The sequence below is a fragment of the Streptomyces sp. NPDC059816 genome, from assembly GCF_042732055.1.
Classification (GTDB): domain Bacteria; phylum Actinomycetota; class Actinomycetes; order Streptomycetales; family Streptomycetaceae; genus Streptomyces.
Genome location: NZ_JBHWIQ010000004.1, coordinates 206,756 through 226,766, shown reverse-complemented (window position 1 = coordinate 226,766; position 20,011 = coordinate 206,756). Strand labels below are relative to the sequence as shown.

General features: G+C 74.4%; 17 protein-coding genes and 1 tRNA gene. 12 read left to right on the top strand and 6 right to left on the bottom strand.

Features of this window, described 5'->3' with window-relative positions:
- Positions 1-2,031: 2,031 nt before the first annotated feature.
- The gene (locus tag ACFV88_RS07660) at positions 2,032-3,414 is read right to left on the bottom strand and encodes a sensor histidine kinase (protein WP_385487119.1); all 1,383 of its coding nucleotides are present in this window, start codon (positions 3,412-3,414) and stop codon (positions 2,032-2,034) included.
- Positions 3,411-4,100, bottom strand: coding sequence for a response regulator transcription factor (locus ACFV88_RS07655; RefSeq protein WP_385487117.1), 690 nt, complete (start codon positions 4,098-4,100; stop codon positions 3,411-3,413). Before ACFV88_RS07655 ends, ACFV88_RS07660 begins: the two co-directional genes overlap by 4 nt.
- Positions 4,101-4,201: 101 nt before the next feature.
- On the opposite strand from ACFV88_RS07655, the gene ACFV88_RS07650 reads away from it, so the two are divergent.
- Positions 4,202-4,792, top strand: coding sequence for a hypothetical protein (locus tag ACFV88_RS07650; RefSeq protein WP_385487115.1), 591 nt, complete (start codon positions 4,202-4,204; stop codon positions 4,790-4,792).
- Here the strand turns inward: ACFV88_RS07650 and ACFV88_RS07645 are convergent.
- Positions 4,786-5,658 (bottom strand): spermidine synthase, encoded by an 873-nt coding sequence (locus tag ACFV88_RS07645; protein WP_385487113.1) that lies wholly within the window; start codon positions 5,656-5,658, stop codon positions 4,786-4,788. The two genes, ACFV88_RS07650 and ACFV88_RS07645, sit on opposite strands and share 7 nt — an antisense overlap.
- Positions 5,659-5,724: 66 nt before the next feature.
- Positions 5,725-6,156, bottom strand: coding sequence for a hypothetical protein (locus ACFV88_RS07640; RefSeq protein ID WP_385487428.1), 432 nt, complete (start codon positions 6,154-6,156; stop codon positions 5,725-5,727).
- Between the two features lie 410 nt (positions 6,157-6,566).
- On the opposite strand from ACFV88_RS07640, the gene ACFV88_RS07635 reads away from it, so the two are divergent.
- The 8 genes from ACFV88_RS07635 to ACFV88_RS07600 all read left to right on the top strand — a co-directional run bounded on the left by ACFV88_RS07635 (position 6,567) and on the right by ACFV88_RS07600 (position 15,296).
- Positions 6,567-8,135 carry a hypothetical protein gene (locus tag ACFV88_RS07635; protein ID WP_385487111.1) on the top strand — a complete coding sequence of 523 codons (1,569 nt, stop codon included), beginning with the start codon at positions 6,567-6,569 and terminating at the stop codon, positions 8,133-8,135.
- A gap of 173 nt (positions 8,136-8,308) precedes the next feature.
- A complete protein-coding gene (locus tag ACFV88_RS07630) occupies positions 8,309-9,286 on the top strand; it encodes a phosphatase PAP2 family protein (RefSeq protein WP_385487109.1) in 978 nt (325 codons plus the stop codon).
- Between the two features lie 28 nt (positions 9,287-9,314).
- On the top strand, positions 9,315-10,394 hold the full coding sequence (locus ACFV88_RS07625) for a hypothetical protein (RefSeq protein WP_385487107.1): 1,080 nt from the start codon (positions 9,315-9,317) through the stop codon (positions 10,392-10,394).
- A 52-nt stretch (positions 10,395-10,446) separates the two neighbouring features.
- Entirely contained in the window at positions 10,447-12,075 is a 1,629-nt protein-coding gene (locus ACFV88_RS07620) for a hypothetical protein (RefSeq protein WP_385487105.1), read from the top strand.
- Entirely contained in the window at positions 12,072-13,430 is a 1,359-nt protein-coding gene (locus ACFV88_RS07615; RefSeq protein WP_385487103.1) for an AAA domain-containing protein, read from the top strand. Before ACFV88_RS07620 ends, ACFV88_RS07615 begins: the two co-directional genes overlap by 4 nt.
- 95 nt (positions 13,431-13,525) lie before the next feature.
- Complete coding sequence (locus ACFV88_RS07610; protein ID WP_385487101.1) at positions 13,526-13,879, top strand: hypothetical protein; 354 nt, start codon at positions 13,526-13,528, stop codon at positions 13,877-13,879.
- Between the two features lie 720 nt (positions 13,880-14,599).
- The gene (locus tag ACFV88_RS07605; protein WP_385487099.1) at positions 14,600-15,232 is read left to right on the top strand and encodes a bifunctional DNA primase/polymerase; all 633 of its coding nucleotides are present in this window, start codon (positions 14,600-14,602) and stop codon (positions 15,230-15,232) included.
- Positions 15,223-15,296 (top strand) — tRNA-Lys (locus tag ACFV88_RS07600). Before ACFV88_RS07605 ends, ACFV88_RS07600 begins: the two co-directional genes overlap by 10 nt.
- Positions 15,297-15,347: 51 nt before the next feature.
- On the opposite strand, the gene ACFV88_RS07595 is transcribed toward ACFV88_RS07600, so the two are convergent.
- Positions 15,348-16,739, bottom strand: a complete 1,392-nt coding sequence (locus tag ACFV88_RS07595) for a M6 family metalloprotease domain-containing protein (protein ID WP_385487097.1) — start codon at positions 16,737-16,739, stop codon at positions 15,348-15,350.
- Between the two features lie 374 nt (positions 16,740-17,113).
- Here ACFV88_RS07595 and ACFV88_RS07590 point away from each other — a divergent pair, with 374 nt between their 5' ends.
- From ACFV88_RS07590 to ACFV88_RS07580, 3 genes are all read left to right on the top strand, one after another.
- A complete protein-coding gene (locus ACFV88_RS07590; RefSeq protein ID WP_385487095.1) occupies positions 17,114-18,979 on the top strand; it encodes a putative bifunctional diguanylate cyclase/phosphodiesterase in 1,866 nt (621 codons plus the stop codon).
- Positions 18,980-19,088: 109 nt separating this feature from the next.
- Positions 19,089-19,367 carry a hypothetical protein gene (locus tag ACFV88_RS07585; protein ID WP_385487093.1) on the top strand — a complete coding sequence of 93 codons (279 nt, stop codon included), beginning with the start codon at positions 19,089-19,091 and terminating at the stop codon, positions 19,365-19,367.
- On the top strand, positions 19,364-19,615 hold the full coding sequence (locus ACFV88_RS07580) for a hypothetical protein (protein ID WP_385487092.1): 252 nt from the start codon (positions 19,364-19,366) through the stop codon (positions 19,613-19,615). Before ACFV88_RS07585 ends, ACFV88_RS07580 begins: the two co-directional genes overlap by 4 nt.
- 27 nt (positions 19,616-19,642) lie before the next feature.
- On the opposite strand, the gene ACFV88_RS07575 is transcribed toward ACFV88_RS07580, so the two are convergent.
- Complete coding sequence (locus ACFV88_RS07575; protein ID WP_385487090.1) at positions 19,643-19,912, bottom strand: hypothetical protein; 270 nt, start codon at positions 19,910-19,912, stop codon at positions 19,643-19,645.
- Positions 19,913-20,011 lie beyond the last annotated feature (99 nt).

The window sequence follows — 20,011 nt, the reverse complement described above, 5'->3', positions numbered from 1 at the left end:
GCGTGGAGGAAGGGGGCCCGGGCCGGCCCGGTCTGGGGGACCAGGTGGGGGGAATCCAGTGGGGATGTTCCGATCAGGAACCTGGACCCTGGCGGTGGATCGAACGGCGACCGCCTTGGTGCGGGCGGAGCCGGGCTCCTCCCGGCCGGTGCTGATGGCCCGGTCCGGGAGGTCGTGCGCGGGGTGGGGGGAGGAGTCCGCGAACGAGGCGATCACCGTGCGGGCCCCGCGTGTGGGGAGCGGGACCGGGTGTGGGGGGCCGCGAGGGGCTGGGGGACCCGCTCGCAGTGGGTGTGGTGCTGCCCGTGGCCCGTCGGGACGGCTGTGGGGTGGTGCCGTCGTCGAAGGAACCGCGGGCGTGGGTGGGCTGCCGGTCCGCCGGGTGGCCGCCCTTGGCGGCGAACCCGGCGGAGACGGTCCGGCCCGGGCCCGACTCCTCGTACCGGGAGGCGGAACTCACGGTGAAGTGCTGTCCGTTGACCGTGGAGATCGCGTCCCGTGGAGAGTGGGGCCCAGTACCCGACGGCAGGTCGGACGTGGGGGTCCGGTCCGTCTGGGGAGTGTCCGGCCCGTTCGACGCCGTGCGCAGGCCGGGGTAACCACCCGGCCCCGCACTGAGCTCGGTGCGCACGGCGTCGACCGTCGCGGCCCGGGTCGCACCCCTCGCTCGACGGGCACCCGGAACGACGACGGGCGCGGCGAGGGGCGCGGCGACCGCTTGGGGGCGGCTTCCGGTCCGACATCGCTGCGGCGTGGTCATGGGGTTCCTGTCTCGGGGGTACGGGGTGTGGCGTCCCCCTGGGGGAGGGGCGCGGTCAGCACGCTAGCGACTGGGAGTCCGGCAATTCGCCCCCCGGTGCAACATGGAGGCCCTTCTTATGCCGCTCTTAAGGACCACATGGGAGAGCGAAAAGGGAATCCCCTACGAGACCCGGTGATCCGGGGGCACGGAAGCTCGTTCCCCCGCGTCCCGGGAACGCGGGGGTGGTCCGTTCAGGACCACCGGGCGACGCCCACGGGTGCCCCTGCTCCCCGCCCGAGCGGAAGGTCCCCGTCCGGCCCGACCCGGCCGGGTCCCGCCCGCTCCAGCCGTGACGGAACCGGTTCCGACCTGGGCAGGGACCGGCCCGGGCGCTCCGGAACGGGGTCCGACCCGGGTACGGGTCCGGATACGGAGCCGAACCGGGTCCCGGACAGGGCCACCCCAGGGCGGGGCCGGACCCCGAGGCGGGACCGATCCAGGTCCGGGGCCGGAACGGGTCAACCCGCGGCGCTACGGGCCCGCCCCAGGTGAGCAACAGCCCTGCCAGGGCCGGGGAACGTCCCGGGCACCCCGGAAGCCCCGGGCGCCCGGACCGGTGCGGGAATCCGTCTCGTACCGACCGGTGGCGGCCTGCCGGCCGAGTAGCGGCCCCGCCCGGTACGGGGGATCGACCCGGCCCGCGACGGGGGCGGTCCGGCTTCGGACGGGAAACACTCCGTCCCGCGACGGGCAACGACCCGACCCCGGAGGCGAACCGCTCCGACCCGGAACGAGGACCAGCCCCACGCGGACGCGCAGCAGTGCGGCCGAGCCTGTGGCACGAGGATCGGTCAGACTCGGCACAGGGTCAGCCCGCCCGCGAACGCGAACCGGCGAGCCAGCGAGCCGGAGGGGAGAACAGCCGCGTCGCGGGCAGGACACGCCCCAACCCCGGGCGCGAACAGCTCACCCCGGGTCGGGAAGCGGCCTACCCCGGACGGGAATTGACCCAGCCCCAGCCCAGCCCGGCCCGGAGCAGCCCGGAGCAGCCCGGAGCAGCCCGGAGCAGCCCGGAGCAGCCCGGAGCAGCCCGGAGCAGGGAACGGTCCCGCCCCCGACCCGGAAACGGTCCGGCCCGGGGCGGGGGCGGGGCGGGAAACGGCCGGGCTCCGAGGGCGGAAGGGCCCGGACCGGGCGGGGTGCGGCCCAAGCCGGCCGAGCCCCGGACGGGAGGCGGGCCGACCCCACGCGGAGAACCAGCGCGAGCAAAGGCGAACCGCGCCGAACGGTCAGGCCCTGCGCAGGGCGAACCTCCGCTTCCGCGCCTTGCCCCGGTGCGCCCGCCCCGGAACCCTCGCCCCGCCCACCTGGATCCACACGCGGATCTCCGCCCCGCCGAGGACGGAGTGCCCGATCCGTACGTCCCCGCCGGTCGCCTCGGCCATCCGGCGCACGATGTCCAGCCCGAGCCCGGTGGACCCCTCCTTGCCCGACCCGGCCCCCCGGGTGATCGCCGCGGTGGGGTCGGCGATGCCGGGTCCCGCGTCGGACACCAGCACGATCACCGCGTCGTCCCCGTTGTGGACGTCCACGGCGAAAGCGGTTCCCTCCGGGGTGTGCCGGAACACGTTGCCGAGCAGCGCGTCGAGCGCGGCGACGAGGTCGGGCCGCGCCACCGGGATGCGCACCGGCCGCTCCACTCCGGCGACCCGCACCTTGCGTCCCTCGTCCTCGGCGAGCGCCGACCAGAAGTCCATCCGTTCCCGGATGACCTCGGCCACGTCGCAGCCCGCCCCGGGCCCCACGGCCGCGGTCTGCGGTTTGGCCTCCCGGGCGGTGCGGATGATGGTGTCGACCTCGCGTTCGAGCTGGTGCACGGCGGCCCGGGTCTGCTCGGCGGCCGGACCGTCACCGAGGCTCGCGGCGTTCAGCCTGAGGACGGTCAGCGGGGTGCGGAGCCGGTGCGAGAGGTCGGCGGCGAGTTCGCGTTCGTTGGCGAGGAGTTGCACCACCTGGTCGGCCATCGAGTTGAAGGCGACGGCGGCGAGCCGTAGTTCCTTGGGCCCCTCCTCCGGGACGCGCGCCCCGAGCTTGCCCTCCCCGAGTTCCCCGGCCGCCCCGACGAGCCGCTGTGCGGGCTGCACCATCCGCCCGCCGAGCCGGTCGGCGACCGCGACGGAACCGATGACGAGGCCGACGCCCACCCCGGCGAGCACCAGCCACGCCATGGTGACGCCCTTGCCGACCTCCTCGTCTGGGACGAACACCTCCACCACGGCGACCCGGTTGTACTTGAGGCCCACGACGTGCAGCAGTGCCGAACCGCCCTCCACCTTCATGATGGACGTCCGGGCGTAGCCGCGGGAGTTCGAGATGATCTGGTCGCTGACCCGCTGGTGTCCGACTTCGACGGATGGTCGGTCGCCCGCGGCGGGCACGTGCACGGCCATCCGCTTCTTCTCACCGAGGTCGGTGGAGGCCACCGCGCCGGCGAGCCGGTCCTCGTCGGTGGTGATGGTGAGCATCGGCGCGAAGGCGGCGGCCTGCCGTTCCGCGTCCGAGATGGCGCGGTCCCGCGCCATCTCCTTGATCACCAGTCCGAGGGGGACTGCGAAGGCGACGACGACCATCGTGGTGACCGCGAGGCATACCTTGACGAGCGCCCATCTCATCGCGGCGGCTCCAGCTTCACACCGACCCCGCGCAGGGTGTGGAGGTAGCGCGGCCGGGCCGCAGTCTCCCCCAGTTTCCGCCTCAGCCACGACAGATGGACGTCGATGGTCTGGTCGTCACCGTAGGACTGCTGCCACACCTCGGCGAGCAGTTCCCGGCGGGCGACGACCACTCCGGGCCGTCCGGCGAGGAACGCCAAGAGGTCGAACTCCCTTCGCGTCAGATCGAGTTGCACACCGTCGAGTTCGGCCTGACGGCGCAGCGGGTCAATGGACAGGCCGCCCACCTGGATGACCCGACTGGGCGGCGCCTCCACCGAAGCGCTCCGGGAGCGGCGCAGCACCGCGGCCATGCGGGCGGACAGGTGCTCCACGGAGAACGGTTTCGTCAAGTAGTCGTCGGCGCCGTCGTTGAGGAGGCGGACGATCTCGTTCTCGTCGTCGCGCGCGGTCGCCACGATCACGGGGACGTCGGTCAGCCCGCGCAACATCTTCAGAGCCTCCGAACCGTCGAGGTCGGGCAGACCGAGGTCCAGGATGACCAGGTCGAACGGGAAATGGGCTACTTCGCGCAGCGCCTCCAGGGCCGTTCCGACGCTACGTACCGTGTGGGACGCCTCGGTGAGATGCCGGATGAGGGCCGAGCGGACGAACTGATCGTCTTCGACCACGAGCACACGTGCCATGGGCGGCAACCGTACGCCATGTGGGTGATCGCCGGTTTGCGCGGGACGAAGGCGACCGAGGGGGCGACAGGGCGGGTTGGGGTGGGGCAAGATGGCCGACGATGCGCAGGGGACTCCTTCACTTCTCGGCTTGGACGCTCGCCACGGGTGCAGCGGTCACCTTGTCATGGTGGGGCGTCCACACCGTCATGTCCGGAACGGCCTACGCCCCGCCGGTCGCCTTGCCGATCACCGGGGATGAGGACGCGCCGTCGCCCGAGGCGAAGCTGCCCTCCGACGGACCCGTCCCGCCCCCGCCGAAGTCGACCGCGCCGGCCACCACGCCCGGGGTCGGCGGCGCGACGCAGCGCCCGCAGCCGGGCCCCACCACGCAGCCCACCGCACCGCCCAAGGGGAAGCCGAGCGCGCAGGGGTCCGCCAGCTCCGGGGCCCCGGAACCGATGGGGTCGGCCGAGTCGGAGTCCGACTCCAGCAACATCAAGAGCTATCCCACCAAGGGCGGACGGGTCGTCATCGACATGGCGCCCGCCTACGCGGAGCTGGTGTCGTCGACGCCCGCCCCGGGGTGGACCATGCAGGTGTGGGAGGACACCCAGTGGATGCGAATCGACTTCTCGAAGGGTGAGGAGCGGGTGACGGTGATCTGCTCCTGGCACACGGGAACGACCAAGACGGAGATCAACACCTACTGACGGAAGGCGTCGGGGGGCGGGGCCGGGGAAGCAGTGGCCGTGCCGTCGTGGACCGGAGGCGCGCCCGCGGTGAAGTCACTCAGCGCACGTCCGTGTTCGACGCGGGCCGGGTGCGGATCGGTGGCCGCGCGGCGGGTGAGTTCCGGGACGGACAGCAGGACGTCCGCGGCGACGAGGACCGCGTTCCCGAAACGGCGCCCGCGGAGCACCGGGGCCTCGGCGATGAGGGCCAGTTCGGGGAAGACCGCGCCCACCGTGGCGAGTTGGGCGCGCAGATGGGCGAGCGGACCGCCGTCGGCGATGTTCGCCGCGTAGTGGCCGCCGGGCGCCAGCACCCGCCGCACCTCGGTCACGAACTCGACGGTGGTGAGGTGGGCGGGGGTCCGGGCGCCGCTGAACACGTCGGAGACGACCAGGTCGGCCCATCCCTCGGGCAGCTTGCCGAGCGCTTCCCGGGCGTCGAGCGTGCGCACCCGGACCCGCGCCGGCTCCAGGGGGAGTTCGGTGCGCACCAGCTGGACGAGGGCGGCGTCCCGTTCCACGACCTGCTGGGTGGACCGGGGCCGGGTCGCGGCGACGTAGCGGGCGAGGGTGAAGGCACCCCCGCCCAGGTGCAGCACCTTCAGGGGGCGGCCGGGCGGGGCCGCCAGGTCCACGACGTGGCCGAGTCTGCGCTGGTACTCGAAGGCGAGGTGCGCGGGGTCGTCCAGATCGACGTGCGACTGGGGGGCGCCGTCGACGAGGAGGGTCCAGGCGCGGGGGCGGTCCGGGTCGGGGAGCAGTTCGGCGCGTCCGCCGTCGACGTCCGCGAGGACCGACTCCCGCCGTTCCCGGCGGCCCCGTTCCTTCGTCCGTCCGCGTGCCATGCGGCCATTATCGCCGGGCCGTCCCGGCCGGCGCCCGGTGGGGCCGCGGGTGACCGGTGCCGGCGGTCAGCAGCAGTTGTCGGCGGCCTCGATCATCCGCGCGGCCTGGTCCAGCGCCTCGCGCAGCACTGCGGGGTCGGTCACCCGGTGGGCCGCGCCGGGCGGCAGCAGCCATCCGACGTCGACGACCGGCGGTTCGGGCGGGGTGTCCGCCGTGCAGGCCGGGGCGTCCAGCGCCGGGGGCGGCGCGTCCGGGGTGGGGGCGGCGGGCGGAGCGGCCGGGCCGGTGGTCCGGGTGCAGGCGCTGCCGGGCACGTCCCAGCCGTCCGCGGTGCCCGGCGGAACCAGGAAGCCGAGCATCCGGCACCGGTTGTCGTGCAGGACGGGGCCCACCGACTCCGCGGCGGCGCGGCGCAGGATGTCCACGGCTTCCAGTCCCTGTCGAGCGGGGACCGTCACCAGGTCACAGCCGGCGACGGCGCCCCGGGCCAGTGGCAAGGCCCGCTCGCCGCACGCCTGGGCGGTGACCGCGCCGGGGGGCCGGGGCAGTCCCTCCGGCGTCTCGCCCGGTGACGCTTGCGGTGCACCGGGTGCGCTGGGTTTCCTCCCGGTCTCCCCCACGGAACCCCTCCTCGGTCGCGGGTCGGTGACGGATGGCTGCCCGTCCAGGGGGTCCAACGCGGGACCCGCGTCAACAGCTACGGCGCCACGCCGCCGCAAAGCATGGCAGTTCATGGCAGAACGTGGGTGAGATATCCGGTTTGTAGCCAAACCCTGGGTGAGGGGTCGGTCACAGCCGGTACGTTCGGGCCTCGCCGGACCGGTGCGGGAACACGGCGCAAGGTCAACCGGTCCGGGCCGTGACGCCCCGCGGGGGTCCGGCACCAGCGTCACGAGAGGTTCCGGCCATGGCGTCGTCACCGAGGCCCTCCCAGGGAGCGTCGACCGGGCGGGTCCCCCCACCGGACCCGCCGCCCCCGCCATCCCCACTCCAGGTACCGGCGCTCCAAGTACCGGCGCCCCCGCTCCCGGCGCCCCGGGCGAACGCGGTCTTCCGCGAGTTGCGCGGGGCCAGGTCCCCCGGGGAGTTCGCGGCGGCGGTGCGTCGGGCGGCCCGGGAGATCGGGGAGCGGGTCAGCTGTGACGCCCGCTACATCGGTCGGGTGGAGGCGGGGGAGATCCGCTGCCCCAACTACGCGTACGAGCGGGTGTTCCTGCACATGTTCCCGGGGCGCACCCTCGCCGATCTGGGCTTCGCGCCCAGATCGGCGGTCCGCGGCCGGAGCTCGCGGGGCATCCCGGCACCGCGCACGACACCCCCCGCACCCGCCCCGCCCGCCGGGCCGGCTGAGCCCGGTGAGCACACGGCCGGCCCCGGCCCCGGTGGGCCCACGGCCCCGGACGAGCCCGTACAGAGGTCCGCGCCCCGCGCGACCCGGAACCACGAGGAGAGCGACGTGCGGCGTCGCGCGTTCATGACCGGCTGCCCGGTCACGGTGGCTGCGTCACTCGGGTCACGGAGTGTGCTGGCACCCCTGACCCTGCCCGCCCCCACCGGGAGCGGGCCGGGACGCGCCGGAGCCGCCGAGGCGGAGGCGGTGGAGGAGGCGGTGCGACGCATCCGGGTCCTGGACGACCGGCACGGGGCGGACGGCCTCTACCGACGGGCGGCCGTCCCGCTGCGGACCGCCTTCGAACTGCTCGACGCGGCCACCGCCCGGCAGTCGACCGCCGACCGGCTGCACGCGGGGGCGGGCGAGCTGGCCATCTCGGTGGGCTGGCTGGCGCACGACTCGGGCCGGTTCGCCGACGCCCGCTCGCACTACGCGGAGGCCCTGGCGACCGCCCGGACGTGCGGGGACGCCGGGGTGGAGGCGCACGCGTTCTGCAACTCGGCGTTCCTCGCCCGGGACGCGGGCCGCCCCCGCGAGGCGGTGCGCGCGGCCCAGGCGGCGCAGCGGGCGGCCCGGGGGCTCGGCTCGTCCCGGCTGCTGTCCCTGGTGACGCTGCGGGAGGCGGGCGGCTGGGCCGGACTCGGCGACCGCACCGGCTGCACCCGGGCCTTGGCGCGGGCCCAGGCCCTGTTCGAGCGGGGCGCCTCGGACGACGACCCCGAGTGGATGTCGTTCTACGGCGAGGCGGAGCTGGCGGGGCTGGAGGCACAGTGCTGGTCGGCGCTCGGGGAGTGGTCCCGGGCGGCCCGGCACGCGGAGCGCGCGGTGGCGCTCCAGGACCCGCACTTCACCCGGAACACCGCGCTGTACACCGCGGAGCTCGCGGACGACCTCGCCCGCGCGGGGCGGCCCGGCGAGGCGGCGGCAGCCGGGCAGCGGCTGATCTCCCTGCTGGACGAGGTGCAGTCCTCGCGCATCGAGTCGATGTTGGCGACCACGGCACGAGTCCTGCTGCCGCACCGCGCGTCGACGGAGGTCGGCGGCTTCCTGGAGCGGTACGCGGCGATGCCGAGGCCCACCTGAGCCGCCCCTCCCCCGCCGAGTGGCGGGAGGGGGGCCACCGGGTGAACGGCGAGGCAACCGGTCGGGCGGTCCGTGCGTCTTCGGTGACCGGGATCGTCTGCCCTCAGGGAGTCGATCGACACCGTAAGGTGGGCGGGCGGCCACGGCTGCTGCACGGAGTGAGGAGATCTTGGATGCCGAAGCGTGAACCGTCCGATAGCGGGACGGCGACCGGGACGGTACCGGGTCGGGCCCCCGTGCACCGGATCCGCTGGTGGACCGAATTGCCGCTGGTGCTCCTCGTCTACGGGGCGTACTCCGGGGGCCGGCTCCTCGCCCGCGGTGACGTGGGCACCGCCGTCGACCACGGGCTGGCGATACTCCGGGCCGAGAAGGCACTCTGGATGAACGCCGAGCACCCGCTCAACCGGCTGTTCACCGACCACACCTGGATCGGGGTCCCGGCCGACTTCTGGTACGCGTCCCTGCACTACGTGGTGACGCCGGCCGTGCTGATCTGGGTGTTCCGGTCCCATCGGGTCCACTACCGGGCGGCCCGCAGCTGGCTGCTGATATCCACCTTCATCGGACTCATCGGCTTCACGCTGTTCCCCACCTGTCCGCCGCGCCTGCTCGAAGCGAGCCACGGGTTCGTCGACACCATGGCCCAGTACAGCTCCTACGGCTGGTGGGGCGCGGAGGCCAGCGCCCCGCGCGGTCTGGGCGGCATGACCAACCAGTACGCGGCGATGCCGTCCCTGCACGTCGGCTGGGCCCTGTGGTGCGGGGTGCTGCTGTGGAAGTACGGACGGGGCCCGCTGCTGCGGACGGCGGCGGTCGCGTACCCGCTGATCACGGTCATCGTGGTGATGGGCACCGCCAACCACTACTTCTTCGACGCGGTCGCCGGCGCCGCGGTGATGGGCCTCGGGCTGCTGCTGACCAAGCCCGCGCTGCGGTTCGCGGAGCGACTGCGCGCCCGGTACGCGGGCGTGCGCCGGGCCGCCGTCGACGCGGACCCGACGGCCGGGGGTTCCCCGATTGTCGGTGGCGAGTGCCAGACTGCCGCGGGTGAGCGAATTCCCCGACAGCGCAAGCAGTCCGCCGAGGCCGCAGAACAGGGTCCCCGTCCCTCCGACGCGGGGGACAGCACTCCGGCACCGGCTCGCTGAGCTGCGCGGCCCCGCCCCCGCCCAGGCCATGGACGCGCGTTCGCTGGCGGCCCTCGCCGTGAACCCGGGGTGCGGGCGCAGGGCGCTCCTCGACGGGGCGGGCGTGCACAAGGGGCAGGTCGCCGCGAAGCTCGGGGCGCCCGCCGTCGCCGGCCAGTCGCAGTTCGCGATCGTACGGGGGCACGCCTTCGAGGCCCGGGTCAAGGGCGACGGCGGCGCCGAACTGCTGCGGCTGGCCCACGAACGGCTGGACCCGACCGCCCCCGCGCCCGTGGCCGGCGAGGCCCGGGTGCCGGTACCGAGTACGGGGGGCGGGGCGCAGGCCCGGGTGGCGCGGACCTCGCTGGCGCTGCGCGAGGCGGCCCTGGCCCGGGGTGCGTGGACCCTGCTCGACCATCCGATGCTGGCGCTGGACGTGGCGGGGACCCCGGCGTTCCTGGAACCCGACGCGGTCGTCGTCCACCCCGACGGGCGGTGGTCCGTGGTGGAGATCAAGTCGTTCCCGATGGTCGACGGTTCGGCGGAGCCGTCGAAGGTCGGCGCGGCGGCCCGGCAGGCCGCCGTCTACCTGCTGGCCCTGGAACAGGTCGCCGCCCGTCTCGCACCAGCGCCCGGGGTCAGCCGGTTCGCGCTGCTGGTGTGCCCGAAGGACTTCTCGAACCTGCCCGCGGCAGCCGCCGTGGACCTACGCAAACAGGTATCGGTGACCCGCCGTCAGCTCTCCCGGCTGACCCGGGTCGAGGACATCGCCCGGCAGCTCCCGCCCGGGGCCACCTTCGACGTGGAGCAGGACCGCGAGGCGCTGCACGCGGCCGTCGAGGCGGTGCCCGCGGCGTACGCGCCCGAATGCCTGTCGGCGTGCGAGCTGGCGTTCCACTGCCGGGGCCGCGCCCGGGAGGCCGGCGCGGTGACCGCGCTCGGCCGCTCGCTGCGGGGCGAGCTGGGCGGGCTCACCACCGTCGCGGACGTGCTCGCCGCGGCCTCGGGCCGGTGCGGTGACCCGTCGGACCCGGCCGTCGCGGCACTGCGGCGGGCGTCGGCGCTGCGGGCGGAGGCGCTGGGCGCCGCCACGGTCCCGGTGGGCACCACGGAGGCCGCCCGGTGCTGAGCGCGTACGTCACCACCCCGTACGTCGTCCCGGCGCGGACGGGGGGCGCGGCATGTCGTTGATCGGTCAGCTGGCCCGGCTGGAGGCGGTCCGCAGCGGGCGGGCCCAGCCGCAGGCCACCGTGCGCCACCGGCATCTGTCGCAGCGGCCCCTCGTCCTCGTCCCGCTGACCACCGCCGGTGAGGCGGGTGCTCCGCTCGCCGCCCTGGTGGGCACGGAGCGCACGGCGCCGCGGGTGCTGTTCGTGGCGCAGCCCCGGGACCGCGAGCTGCGGTCCGCGTTCCTCGCCGCCCTCGCCGAGGTGGTGCTCCCGTACGTCGAGGACCACACCGGTGCGGTGGAGGCGGCCGAACGCTCCGAGACCGACCCGGAGACCGGCAAGCGGGTCAAGGTCGAGGTGGAGCTCTGTGCGGACGCCCCGCAGATCATCGTGCCGAGCCGGGGCGGCGTGGACTTCGTCCGGCTGCTGGGCCGGTCGATGCGGTTTAGGCGGACGGTCGAGCAGGACCCCGAGGCCCCCTATCCGGCGCCGCCCCGGGTGCCGTTGCTGGGCCGTTGGCTGACGCACTTCGGGGAGCGGGCCCGGGTGCCCGGGTCCTCGCTGCTGCTGGCGATGACGGACCTGCTGTCGCGGCACTGGGCGACGGGGCAGTCCTCGGTGGAGGACCAGCACCTGGGGGCGCTGCTGGCGTGGCTGGAGGCGCCCGAGGGCACCTCGGGCGAGCGGGCGGCGCTCCGCGCCGAGCTGGCCCGGGACGCCGAGGGGCAGTTGTGGCACCCGCCGGCCGGCCCGGCGACGGACCCCGCCTTCGACAACAAGCTGCTGGCGCCCGCGATCGAACGCCACGACCGGGCGCGGACCGCGTTGGCCGCGGCCGAGGACGGCATCGAGGCGGACGCCCGGCTCGGTGCGCTCACCGAGGCCGAACGGGAGCTGCGCGCCCTGGTGGTGAGCCGGACCCGGCCGACCTGGGACGCGGTGTGGCGGGGCCTGGACCTGCTGTGCACGCTGCCGGAGGGGGCGCGGGTCGAGGAGCGCTGGACCCGCGACCGCTGGTCGTTCACCGGGCACCGGGACCGGGTCCTGGCGGGCGAGCCCCCGCAGCCGCGGCGCGACGACGCGGTGACCGCCGCGAACAAACTGGCGGCCCGGGAACGCGAACAGGCCCGGTTGGACGCCCAGGAGGCCCTGGACGACCCGTTGGTGATGGCGGGGCGCCGGCTGGCCGGGGAGGCATTCGTGGGCGAGGTGGTCGAGACGGTGCTGGAGTACAGCGACGGCAGGCGGCCGAGCCCGCGCCCGCTGGTCACGGTGCGCACCGAGGACCGGCCGCACCTCGCGGAGGGCGTCAAGGCGTTCCGCTCCCTCGGCGGCAAACCGCAGACGGCCCGGTTCGTCGGGTACGCGGAGCCGCCCGGGGCTGCGGACGGGGCGGACGGCACCGCGGGCCCCGTCACCCTGGTGCTGCGGATCACCGACCGGATGGGGCGGGGCAAGGAGCCCGAGCCCGGTTCCGTACCGGAGAAGGGCGACCGGCTGTGCTGGACCCTCTTCGAACACGACCAGCGCGGCGGCCCGCAACTGCCCGAACCCGAGGCGACCCCGTGGACCCACGGCGGCCCGCCGGGCGAGGCCGTCCCCGAACGGCCCGATCCGGTGACCGGAGAGGACATCCTGTGAACCCGACCACCGTCCCCGACGCCCTCGGCGACCCGGGTGCCGCGGCGACCCGCGCCACAGAGGCGATCCTCGGCGACACCCTGCGCGGGGCGCACCGCGGAGTCGTGGTGGACTCGCCGCCCGGCGCCGGCAAGTCCACGCTGGTGGTGCGCGCCGCCCTGGAACTCGTCGCCGCCGGACGTCCGCTGATGGTCGTGGCACAGACCAACGCCCAGGTGGACGACCTGGTGCTGCGGCTCGCCGAGAAGGCACCGGACGTGCCGGTGGGCCGGCTGCACAGCAGTGACCCCGACGCCTACGACAAGGCGCTCGACGCGCTGCCCCAGGTGAAGACCTCGACGAAGGCGGCGGAGCTCGCGGGCTTCGACGTGGTGATCTCGACGGCCGCCAAGTGGGCCCACGTCAAGGGCGTGGAGCCGTGGGGGCACGCGATCGTCGACGAGGCGTACCAGATGCGCTCGGACGGGCTGCTGGCCGTGGCGAACCTCTTCGAGCGAGCGTTGTTCGTGGGCGACCCGGGGCAGTTGGACCCGTTCGCGATCGTCGGCGCCGAGCAGTGGGCCGGGCTGTCGTACGACCCGTCGGCGAGTGCGGTGAGCACGCTGCTGGCCCACAATCCGGAGCTTCCGCAGCACCGGCTGCCGGTGTCCTGGCGGCTGCCCGCCTCGGCCGCGCCGCTGGTGTCCTCGGCGTTCTACCCGTACACGCCTTTCCGCAGCGGGACGGGTCCCGGGGACCGCACCCTCGGCTTCGGCGTCGCCTCGGACGGTTCGGGCCCCGACCGGGTCATCGACGAGGCCGCCGCGTCCGGCTGGGGGCTGCTGGAGCTGCCCCCTCGGCATACCCCGCGCACCGATCCGGAGGCGGTGCGCGCGGTGGCCGTGGTGGTGCGCCGTCTCCTCGACCGGGGCGGGGCGACGGTCTCGGAGCGGGGGCCCGAGCCGGTGCCGTTGACGGCCGGGCGGATCGCGGTGGGCACCGCGCACCGCGACCAAGCCGCCGCCGTCCGGGCGGCGCTGACCGCGCTGGGGGTCACCGGGGTCACGGTGGACACCGCCAACCGGCTCCAGGGACGTGAGTACGACGTCACCGTGGTGCTGCACCCGCTCTCCGGCCGGCCGGACGCGACGGCGTTCCACCTGGAGACCGGTCGGCTGTGCGTGCTGGCCTCACGGCACCGGCACGCATGCATCGTGGTCTGCCGGGGCGGGGTCACGGAGCTCCTGGACGACCACCCGTCGACCGAGCCGGTGCAACTGGGCGTCACCCTGAAGTTCCCCGACGGGTGGGACGCCATGATGACGACCTGGGACCACCTGTCCCACCACCGCGTCACCTGGACCCCCACGCCCTGACCGGCCGCGCCCCGACCCCGTCACCTCTCGCGGTCTTGCGGGGCGGGGGACAATGGGAGGCGGTCCCGTTCGGAGAGGTACGAGGAGGCAGCACGATGTCGGAGTCCGAGCCCGCGTCCGCCGAACGACGGATGCGGCCCGCCCCGCTGCTGTTCGAGCCCACGACCGCTGCGGAGGACCCCGAGCACTTCTTCGAGCTGGAGTCCATCGAGGACCCCCGGCAGTTGTTGGCCCGGGCGACGGAGCTGACGCATGCGTTCCGTGCGGCCACCGACCGGTCCATGGAGTTCCAGGCGATCGCCGCGGCTCGGCTCGCCGATCCGCGGCGGTTCGACCGGCTGACCGCGGCGGCGATCGCCGAGCGGGCGGAGTGGACCGAGGAGTACGCGCTGAAGATGGTCGAGTACGGGCGGGATCTGCTGCGCGCGGCTCGGCCCGACCAGTACTGATCGGGCCGGGGGCTGTTCGGTGCGGTGCGCTGCGGTTGCCCGCGCAGTTCCCCGCGCCCCTCCGGTACGTCCACCTGGCGGTGCGCTGTTCTACCCGGTGCGCTGCTGTTTCGCGCAGTTCCCCGCGCCCCTATCGGTGCATCCCGCCGTGGGTGCGCTGTTCGGTCGGCGTGCGCCATGGCGCTGCGCAGTTCCCCGCGCCCCTTGGGTGCGAACCGCTGGGCCTGCGTGGTCCTGCGCGGTGCGCTGCCGTCATCCGCGCAGTTCCCCGCGCCCCTGACGGGGCGCCGCTGTGGCACGGGGGTCGGGAGTCGCCCCGGTAGGGGCGCGGGGAACTGCGCAACACTGGGGCGCACGTCCGCAGGACAACGCACCCCGGGTGGACGCACCCGCAGGGACAACGCACCGCCAGGTGGACGCACCTGATAGGGGGCGCGGGGAACTGCGCGAAACACACCGCGTACCGCGCAGGGCAGCGCACCGCCAGGTGGACGTACCGGAGGGGCGCGGGGAACGGCGCGGGCAACCGCAGCGCACCGCACCGCACAGCCCCCCGCAGGGACAACGCACAGCCTCGCCACGGGCCGGCCACCCCGTCACGATTCCGCAAGGTTTCCGGTCATATGCCGGGCGGGCAAGATACTCCACTCGGAGTCTCCCTGTCCCGAGTTCCGGCAACTCAGGGAAACCGTATCCTCACCCCGGGTACACATGGCTGCCATGAGCCCCCACCCCCGCACCCCCGGCCTACTCGAAGCCGACTCGCTCCGCGGCGACGCCAGCGACGTCACCGCGGACGGCGCTGCTTGGCTCGCCTCAGCAGGAACGTATCCGCAGGACACCCTCGCCCGCTGGGCCGACCGGCCCGCCGCCCCGCTGGTCCTGCCCTGCGGCACGGCCTTCGACGTGGTCAACACCACCGCACTGTTCGGGCGGGCACTCCTGGACCGACTGTGGGGCGAGGGCCCCGGCTCCGGCCCCGTCGCGAGCCACCGGGGGCGCACCCTGCTGTTCGTCGCCCCGGGCACCGCCCACCGGCTGCCCGCCCTGCTGCGCTGGGAGGAGTGGGGCGCGGGCCGCGGCACGGTCCCCCCGCTGCTGTGTCACGGAACCGGGGACGCGGTGACCGTCCCGCCGCTCACCCCCGCCCCCACCGCCACGGGCCCCTCGGGCCCCGGATCGCGCTGGGTCGTGGCGCCGGACACCCGACGCCCCTGGTTGCCTGGCCCCGAGGTCCTGCTCTGGGCCTGCGTCCGGGCCGTGCGCAGCGCCACCCGGACGGCCCCACGGGTATCGATTTCTCCCGGCCCGGATCAGGGTGCTAAGGTCTACGACGTCAGCAGGCGCCGCTAGCTCAGTTGGTTAGAGCAGCTGACTCTTAATCAGCGGGTCCGGGGTTCGAGTCCCTGGCGGCGCACAGACAGCAGGAGCCCTTCGCAACAGCGGAGGGCTCTTCGCACGTCCGGGGTCAGCCCGTGGAGATCCGTACCGTCCACTCCCCCGCCGGCGTGCGCTCCCCCACCTCCACCCGCACCGGCAACCGTTCGCCGGTGACCGTCAGCCCCTCCCCCGCCCCGAGCGGCGCATCGGCGAGCGGCGGGTACACCGAGCGCTCCCCGCAGGCGTCCGACCCGGGGTGCCCGTCGACCACCCGCACCGGCCCCGCCCCGGACGCCTTGGCGCTGGCCACCCGGTACACCAGCACCCCTTCCGTGCAGGTCGACCGGTCGTTGCCGACCGCTCCCCGGGCCTCCACCGCGATCGCGCTGGTGCGGCCCGTCCGGACGACGGCGAGCTTCGTCCCGTACCCCGGTCCGGTCGCCCGCACCGGCCCGGCACCCGGGAGCACCACCCGCGCCACGGGACCCACCACCGCCCCGACCCCGTCCGGCGCCCGCCCGTCCGCGTTCGGGCCGATCGGGGCCCCGTCACCGCTCGTCCCCGGCTCGGCCGCCGGCACCACCGAGACCGGTTCCAGGGTCAGCCGCACCTCCCCCCGCCCCTCCACGCACACCACCTGCCCGGGTTCGAGCCACCCCAGCTTCCACTTGTGCCAGGCGAAGAAGTCGGGGGCCAGACCGAACTGGCTGCCCATCACGTCCCAGTCGCCGACGTGCGTGTCCCAGTCCCCCTCGCCGTCCTTCGGGCGGTGGTAGAGGTCCGGCAGGTCGAAGACGTGGCCGGTCTCGTGGGCGAGGACGTTGCGGTCCGGCGGGTGGCGCTCGAAGACGGTGACGATCCGCCGCAGCTCCGCGCCGTCCACGCGCAGCGGCCGGTCGAAGTTGACGACCTTGGTGGCGTCCGAGTCGACGCCCGGCGCGTCCGGATCGGCGACGAAGTACACGAGGTCGTACGCACCGAAGTCGACGTGCGGATCGGCCGCCGTCACCGCGTCCCGCAGATAGGCGGTGCGGTGCTCGGCGTCCCAGTCCCGCTCTATGGCGTACGCGGTGGAGGGCCGCGGCATGGTGATCCAGTCCTCGCGCGGGTGCGGGCGCAGCGTGAAGCGCCCGTACGACGCCCGCCGGTAGAAGCGGTCCGTCGCCGGGAAGTAGTCGGCGGCCAACTCACCCGGCGAGGTCAACGGCCGGGCGTCCGGGAAGGCCAGGAAGACCATCAGCGCGTCGAGGCGGCGCCCGGGCCGCGGATAGGCCGCGTTCCAGGTGTCGAGCCCCTCCGAGTGGTGCACCTCAGTGCGCTCCAGTACACAGGAACCGGCCAACGACTCGGCCACGGCCGGCCCCGCCACCAAAGAGGTGGCCGCGAGGGCGGCGAGGGAGGTGGCCGCGGCCGTGCCGCGCGCCCAGGAGCGCCCGCGCCGGACCCCCCGGGCACCACCGGTACGGGACTGAGGGGGCACGACGACCTCCGGGGACGGCAGCGGACACCGCCCCCACCCTCATCCGAATGATCCCTTTACGCCCTGTTTGAGACGTCCGGTTGGGTGAGGAAGGACCGGAAGTCGACCGTTGACGGCCGTCCGCGCGGTCACCGAACGTCAGGTCCGTGCCCGGGCGCGGGAGCGCCACGACGGGGCGACCGCCCACCCGGCGCACTCCGGTGCGCCCCGGAGTGTGGGTGGCTCGCTACCCGGAGCAACCTCTATGATCGGCCTGTTTTTCCGCGTGATTCCGGCCGAAGCAGTCTCGTCCGGGCGTTCGGCCCCGCACCGGCCGGGCAGTGTCCCGGTGTACGACCAGGCACGACGGCAACGACGCACTGCGGGAGTGAGCGGTGAGCGGAACGTCCGAAGGTCCGACGCCCACGGCGGACCTGGTCCCCCCGGCCACCACCGAAGGCCCCCCGAAGCCCCCCGTCCACCGCGGCAACGGCTCCGCAGCGGGCGAGCCCTACCGGGCCGCGTTCGACCGGGCGCCCCTCGCGATGGCCGCGATCGGCCCGGACGGCATCGTGATCACCGCGAACGACGCCTTCCGCGCCTTGTTCGTCCCGCCCGCCGGCCCCGACGGCAAACGCGGCACGGGGCCCGTCGGGCGCCCCGCCGCGGACCTGGTGGACCTCGGCTCCGACGCCCGGACCCGGCAGGGCTACCAGGAGGTGCTGCGCGGCCAGCGGGACCGACTGCGGTGCAGCAGGAGGATCAAGCACCCCGACGGGCACGCCATGTGGGCGCGGATCACCGTCTCCCCGCTGCCCGACCCGGCGGGCCCCGCCGCCGCCGCCCTGCTCTCGGTCTCCGACATCAGCGCCCGCCGGGAGCTCCAGGCCCGGCTGCGGCACCTCCAGATGCACGACCCGGTGACCCGACTGCCCAACCGGACGCTGTTCTTCGAACGGCTCTCCGGAGCGCTGGAGACCAGTTCCTTCGACGACACCGGCACCGGCCGGATCGGTCTGTGCTATCTGGACCTCGACGGGTTCAAGGCCGTGAACGACACCCTCGGGCACCGGATCGGTGACCGGCTGCTCGCAGCCGTCGCCGAACGGCTGACGCGCTGCGCCGACGAGGCGGGCTCGGCACGTGCCACCACCCCGCTGGCCGCCCGACTCGGCGGGGACGAGTTCGCCCTGCTGGTCGAGGACTCGACGGGCACCGAACAACTCGCGGACCTCGCCGGCACCCTCCTGCGGACCCTCCAGGAACCGTTCGACATCGCCGGCCAGCGGCTCTCCCTGTCCGCCTCGATCGGCGTGGTGGAGCGGCACGCCGCCGGCACCACGGCGACCGGGCTGATGCAGGCGGCCGACACCACCCTGTACTGGGCGAAGGCCGACGGCAAGGCCCGTTGGACGCTGTTCGACCCGGAGCGCAACGCCCACCGGATGACCCGTCAGGCCCTCGCCTCCTCGCTGCGCCCCGCACTGGAACGCGAGGAGTTCGTCCTGGAGTACCAACCCCTCGTCGAACTCGGCGACGGCACGCTGCGCGGGGTCGAGGCGCTGGTGCGCTGGGAGCACCCGCAGTTCGGGACGCTGACGCCGAACCGGTTCATCGGGCTCGCCGAGGAGGACGGTTCGATCGTGCAGCTGGGCCGCTGGGTGCTGCGCACCGCCTGCCGCCAGGCCCGGCGCTGGCAGCTCGACCACCCCGGGGCCGAGCCGGTGTTCGTGAGCGTGAACGTGGCGGTGCGCCAGGTGTGGGACTCGGACCTGGTGGCGGACGTCGACGCGATCCTCACCGAGACGGGCCTCGACGCCCGGCTGCTGCAACTGGAGCTGACCGAGTCCGCGGTGATGGGCTCGGCCGGTCGGCCGCTCCAGGCGCTCCAGGCGCTCAGCGACATGGGGGTGCGCATCGCGATCGACGACTTCGGCACCGGGTACTCCAACCTCGCCTACCTCAGCCGGCTGCCGGTGTCGACGCTCAAGCTGGACGGCTCCTTCGTCCGCGGTTTCCGCTACGAGGACGGGGCGCACCCCAATCCGGCGGACGAGGTGATCGTCGAGACCCTGATCCAGCTCGCGCACCGGCTCGGCCTCACGGTGACCGCGGAGTGCGTGGAGACCGCGGGGCAGGCGGAGCGGTTGCGGCGGATCGGCTGCGACACGGGGCAGGGGTGGCTGTACTCCCGGCCGGTGGCCCCGGACCGCATCCCCCCGCTCCTGGTCACCCGCCCGGTCGGCCCCCCGAGCCGGTAACGGCGGGCGCTCCTGCGCGCCTCTCTGCGCCGGGCCTTCACGCCGCGCACGCCCCGCCCGCCCGGGGAGACTAGCCGCGTCATCTTCGTCGGAAGGTCAGGAGTACCCCGTGAGCGATGCGCCCGTGCTACGGACGAACATCGGAGGGCGGATGGTGGACCTGCCCGCCAGCCTGGACGGCATCCGGGCCGCCCTGCCGGCGGACCAGCGGGACACGTTCGACCGGGAGATCGGATCGGCTCCGATCATCGACGTCCCCCTCATCGCCGCGCGCTGGTCCCTGCCCCAGGAGGCCCAGGACGAGGAGGAGGCGATGCTCCAACGGCTGAGGAACGGCGACTTCGGCGGCTTCACCGGCCTGGACGGGTCCACGGAGGCCAGCCGGTGAGCCCGGGGCCCTACCGCGTGCAGTACTCGAACGTGGCACGCGCGTCCGTGGAGGCCCTCCCGGCGAAAGTTCGTCGGCCCTTCGACTCGGACGTCCAAAGACTCGCGGCCGACCCGTACGGCATGGGGTCGAAGGCCATCAAGGAACAGGACTACCGGCAGGCGTTGGCGGGCGGCTGCATCGTCTCCTACTACGTCTCGACCACGGTCCGGATCGTGTCCGTCACCCGAGTCCAGGGACCCCCCTGAACTCCTCGTAGGAGTTCAGGGTCGTGGTCAGCCCACGGCCACGGATCGGCTCCACAGCTCCTCGGCGTGCTCCGCGAACCGGTCGAACATCCCGCCCTCGCTCTGGTGACGGGTGACCGCGATGCCTCCGATCACGGCGTCCCGACGGTCCCGGCTGCCCAGGACCGCACTGGAGCCACAGCCGTACGGAGCGCGCGCGATCGCTGCGACGTCGGCGTCGAACGTCTTGCGGGCCGCGGGAGGAAGCGCGTTCCGGCCGGCCTGGGCCACGTCCGCATAGGCGATGCGGTAGCTCATTCGGCGCTCCGGTACTCGTCGTCACCGAGGTCCTCGACGAACGTGACCTGAGAGAGGTCACCGGACCGGACGCGGTCGAGCAGCGCCTCCTCGGCCGCG

Excerpts from the sequence above, each read along its gene's own strand:
- ACFV88_RS07575 (WP_385487090.1), bottom strand. The coding sequence starts at position 19,912 with ATGAGCTACCGCATCGCCTATGCGGACGTGGCCCAGGCCGGCCGGAAC.
- ACFV88_RS07625 (WP_385487107.1), top strand. The coding sequence starts at position 9,315 with ATGGACGCGCGTTCGCTGGCGGCCCTCGCCGTGAACCCGGGGTGCGGG.
- ACFV88_RS07650 (WP_385487115.1), top strand. The coding sequence starts at position 4,202 with ATGCGCAGGGGACTCCTTCACTTCTCGGCTTGGACGCTCGCCACGGGT.
- ACFV88_RS07630 (WP_385487109.1), top strand. The coding sequence starts at position 8,309 with ATGCCGAAGCGTGAACCGTCCGATAGCGGGACGGCGACCGGGACGGTA.
- ACFV88_RS07645 (WP_385487113.1), bottom strand. The coding sequence starts at position 5,658 with ATGGCACGCGGACGGACGAAGGAACGGGGCCGCCGGGAACGGCGGGAG.
- ACFV88_RS07635 (WP_385487111.1), top strand. The coding sequence starts at position 6,567 with ATGGCGTCGTCACCGAGGCCCTCCCAGGGAGCGTCGACCGGGCGGGTC.
- ACFV88_RS07620 (WP_385487105.1), top strand. The coding sequence starts at position 10,447 with ATGTCGTTGATCGGTCAGCTGGCCCGGCTGGAGGCGGTCCGCAGCGGG.
- ACFV88_RS07655 (WP_385487117.1), bottom strand. The coding sequence starts at position 4,100 with ATGGCACGTGTGCTCGTGGTCGAAGACGATCAGTTCGTCCGCTCGGCC.
- ACFV88_RS07660 (WP_385487119.1), bottom strand. The coding sequence starts at position 3,414 with ATGAGATGGGCGCTCGTCAAGGTATGCCTCGCGGTCACCACGATGGTC.
- ACFV88_RS07610 (WP_385487101.1), top strand. The coding sequence starts at position 13,526 with ATGTCGGAGTCCGAGCCCGCGTCCGCCGAACGACGGATGCGGCCCGCC.
- ACFV88_RS07605 (WP_385487099.1), top strand. The coding sequence starts at position 14,600 with ATGAGCCCCCACCCCCGCACCCCCGGCCTACTCGAAGCCGACTCGCTC.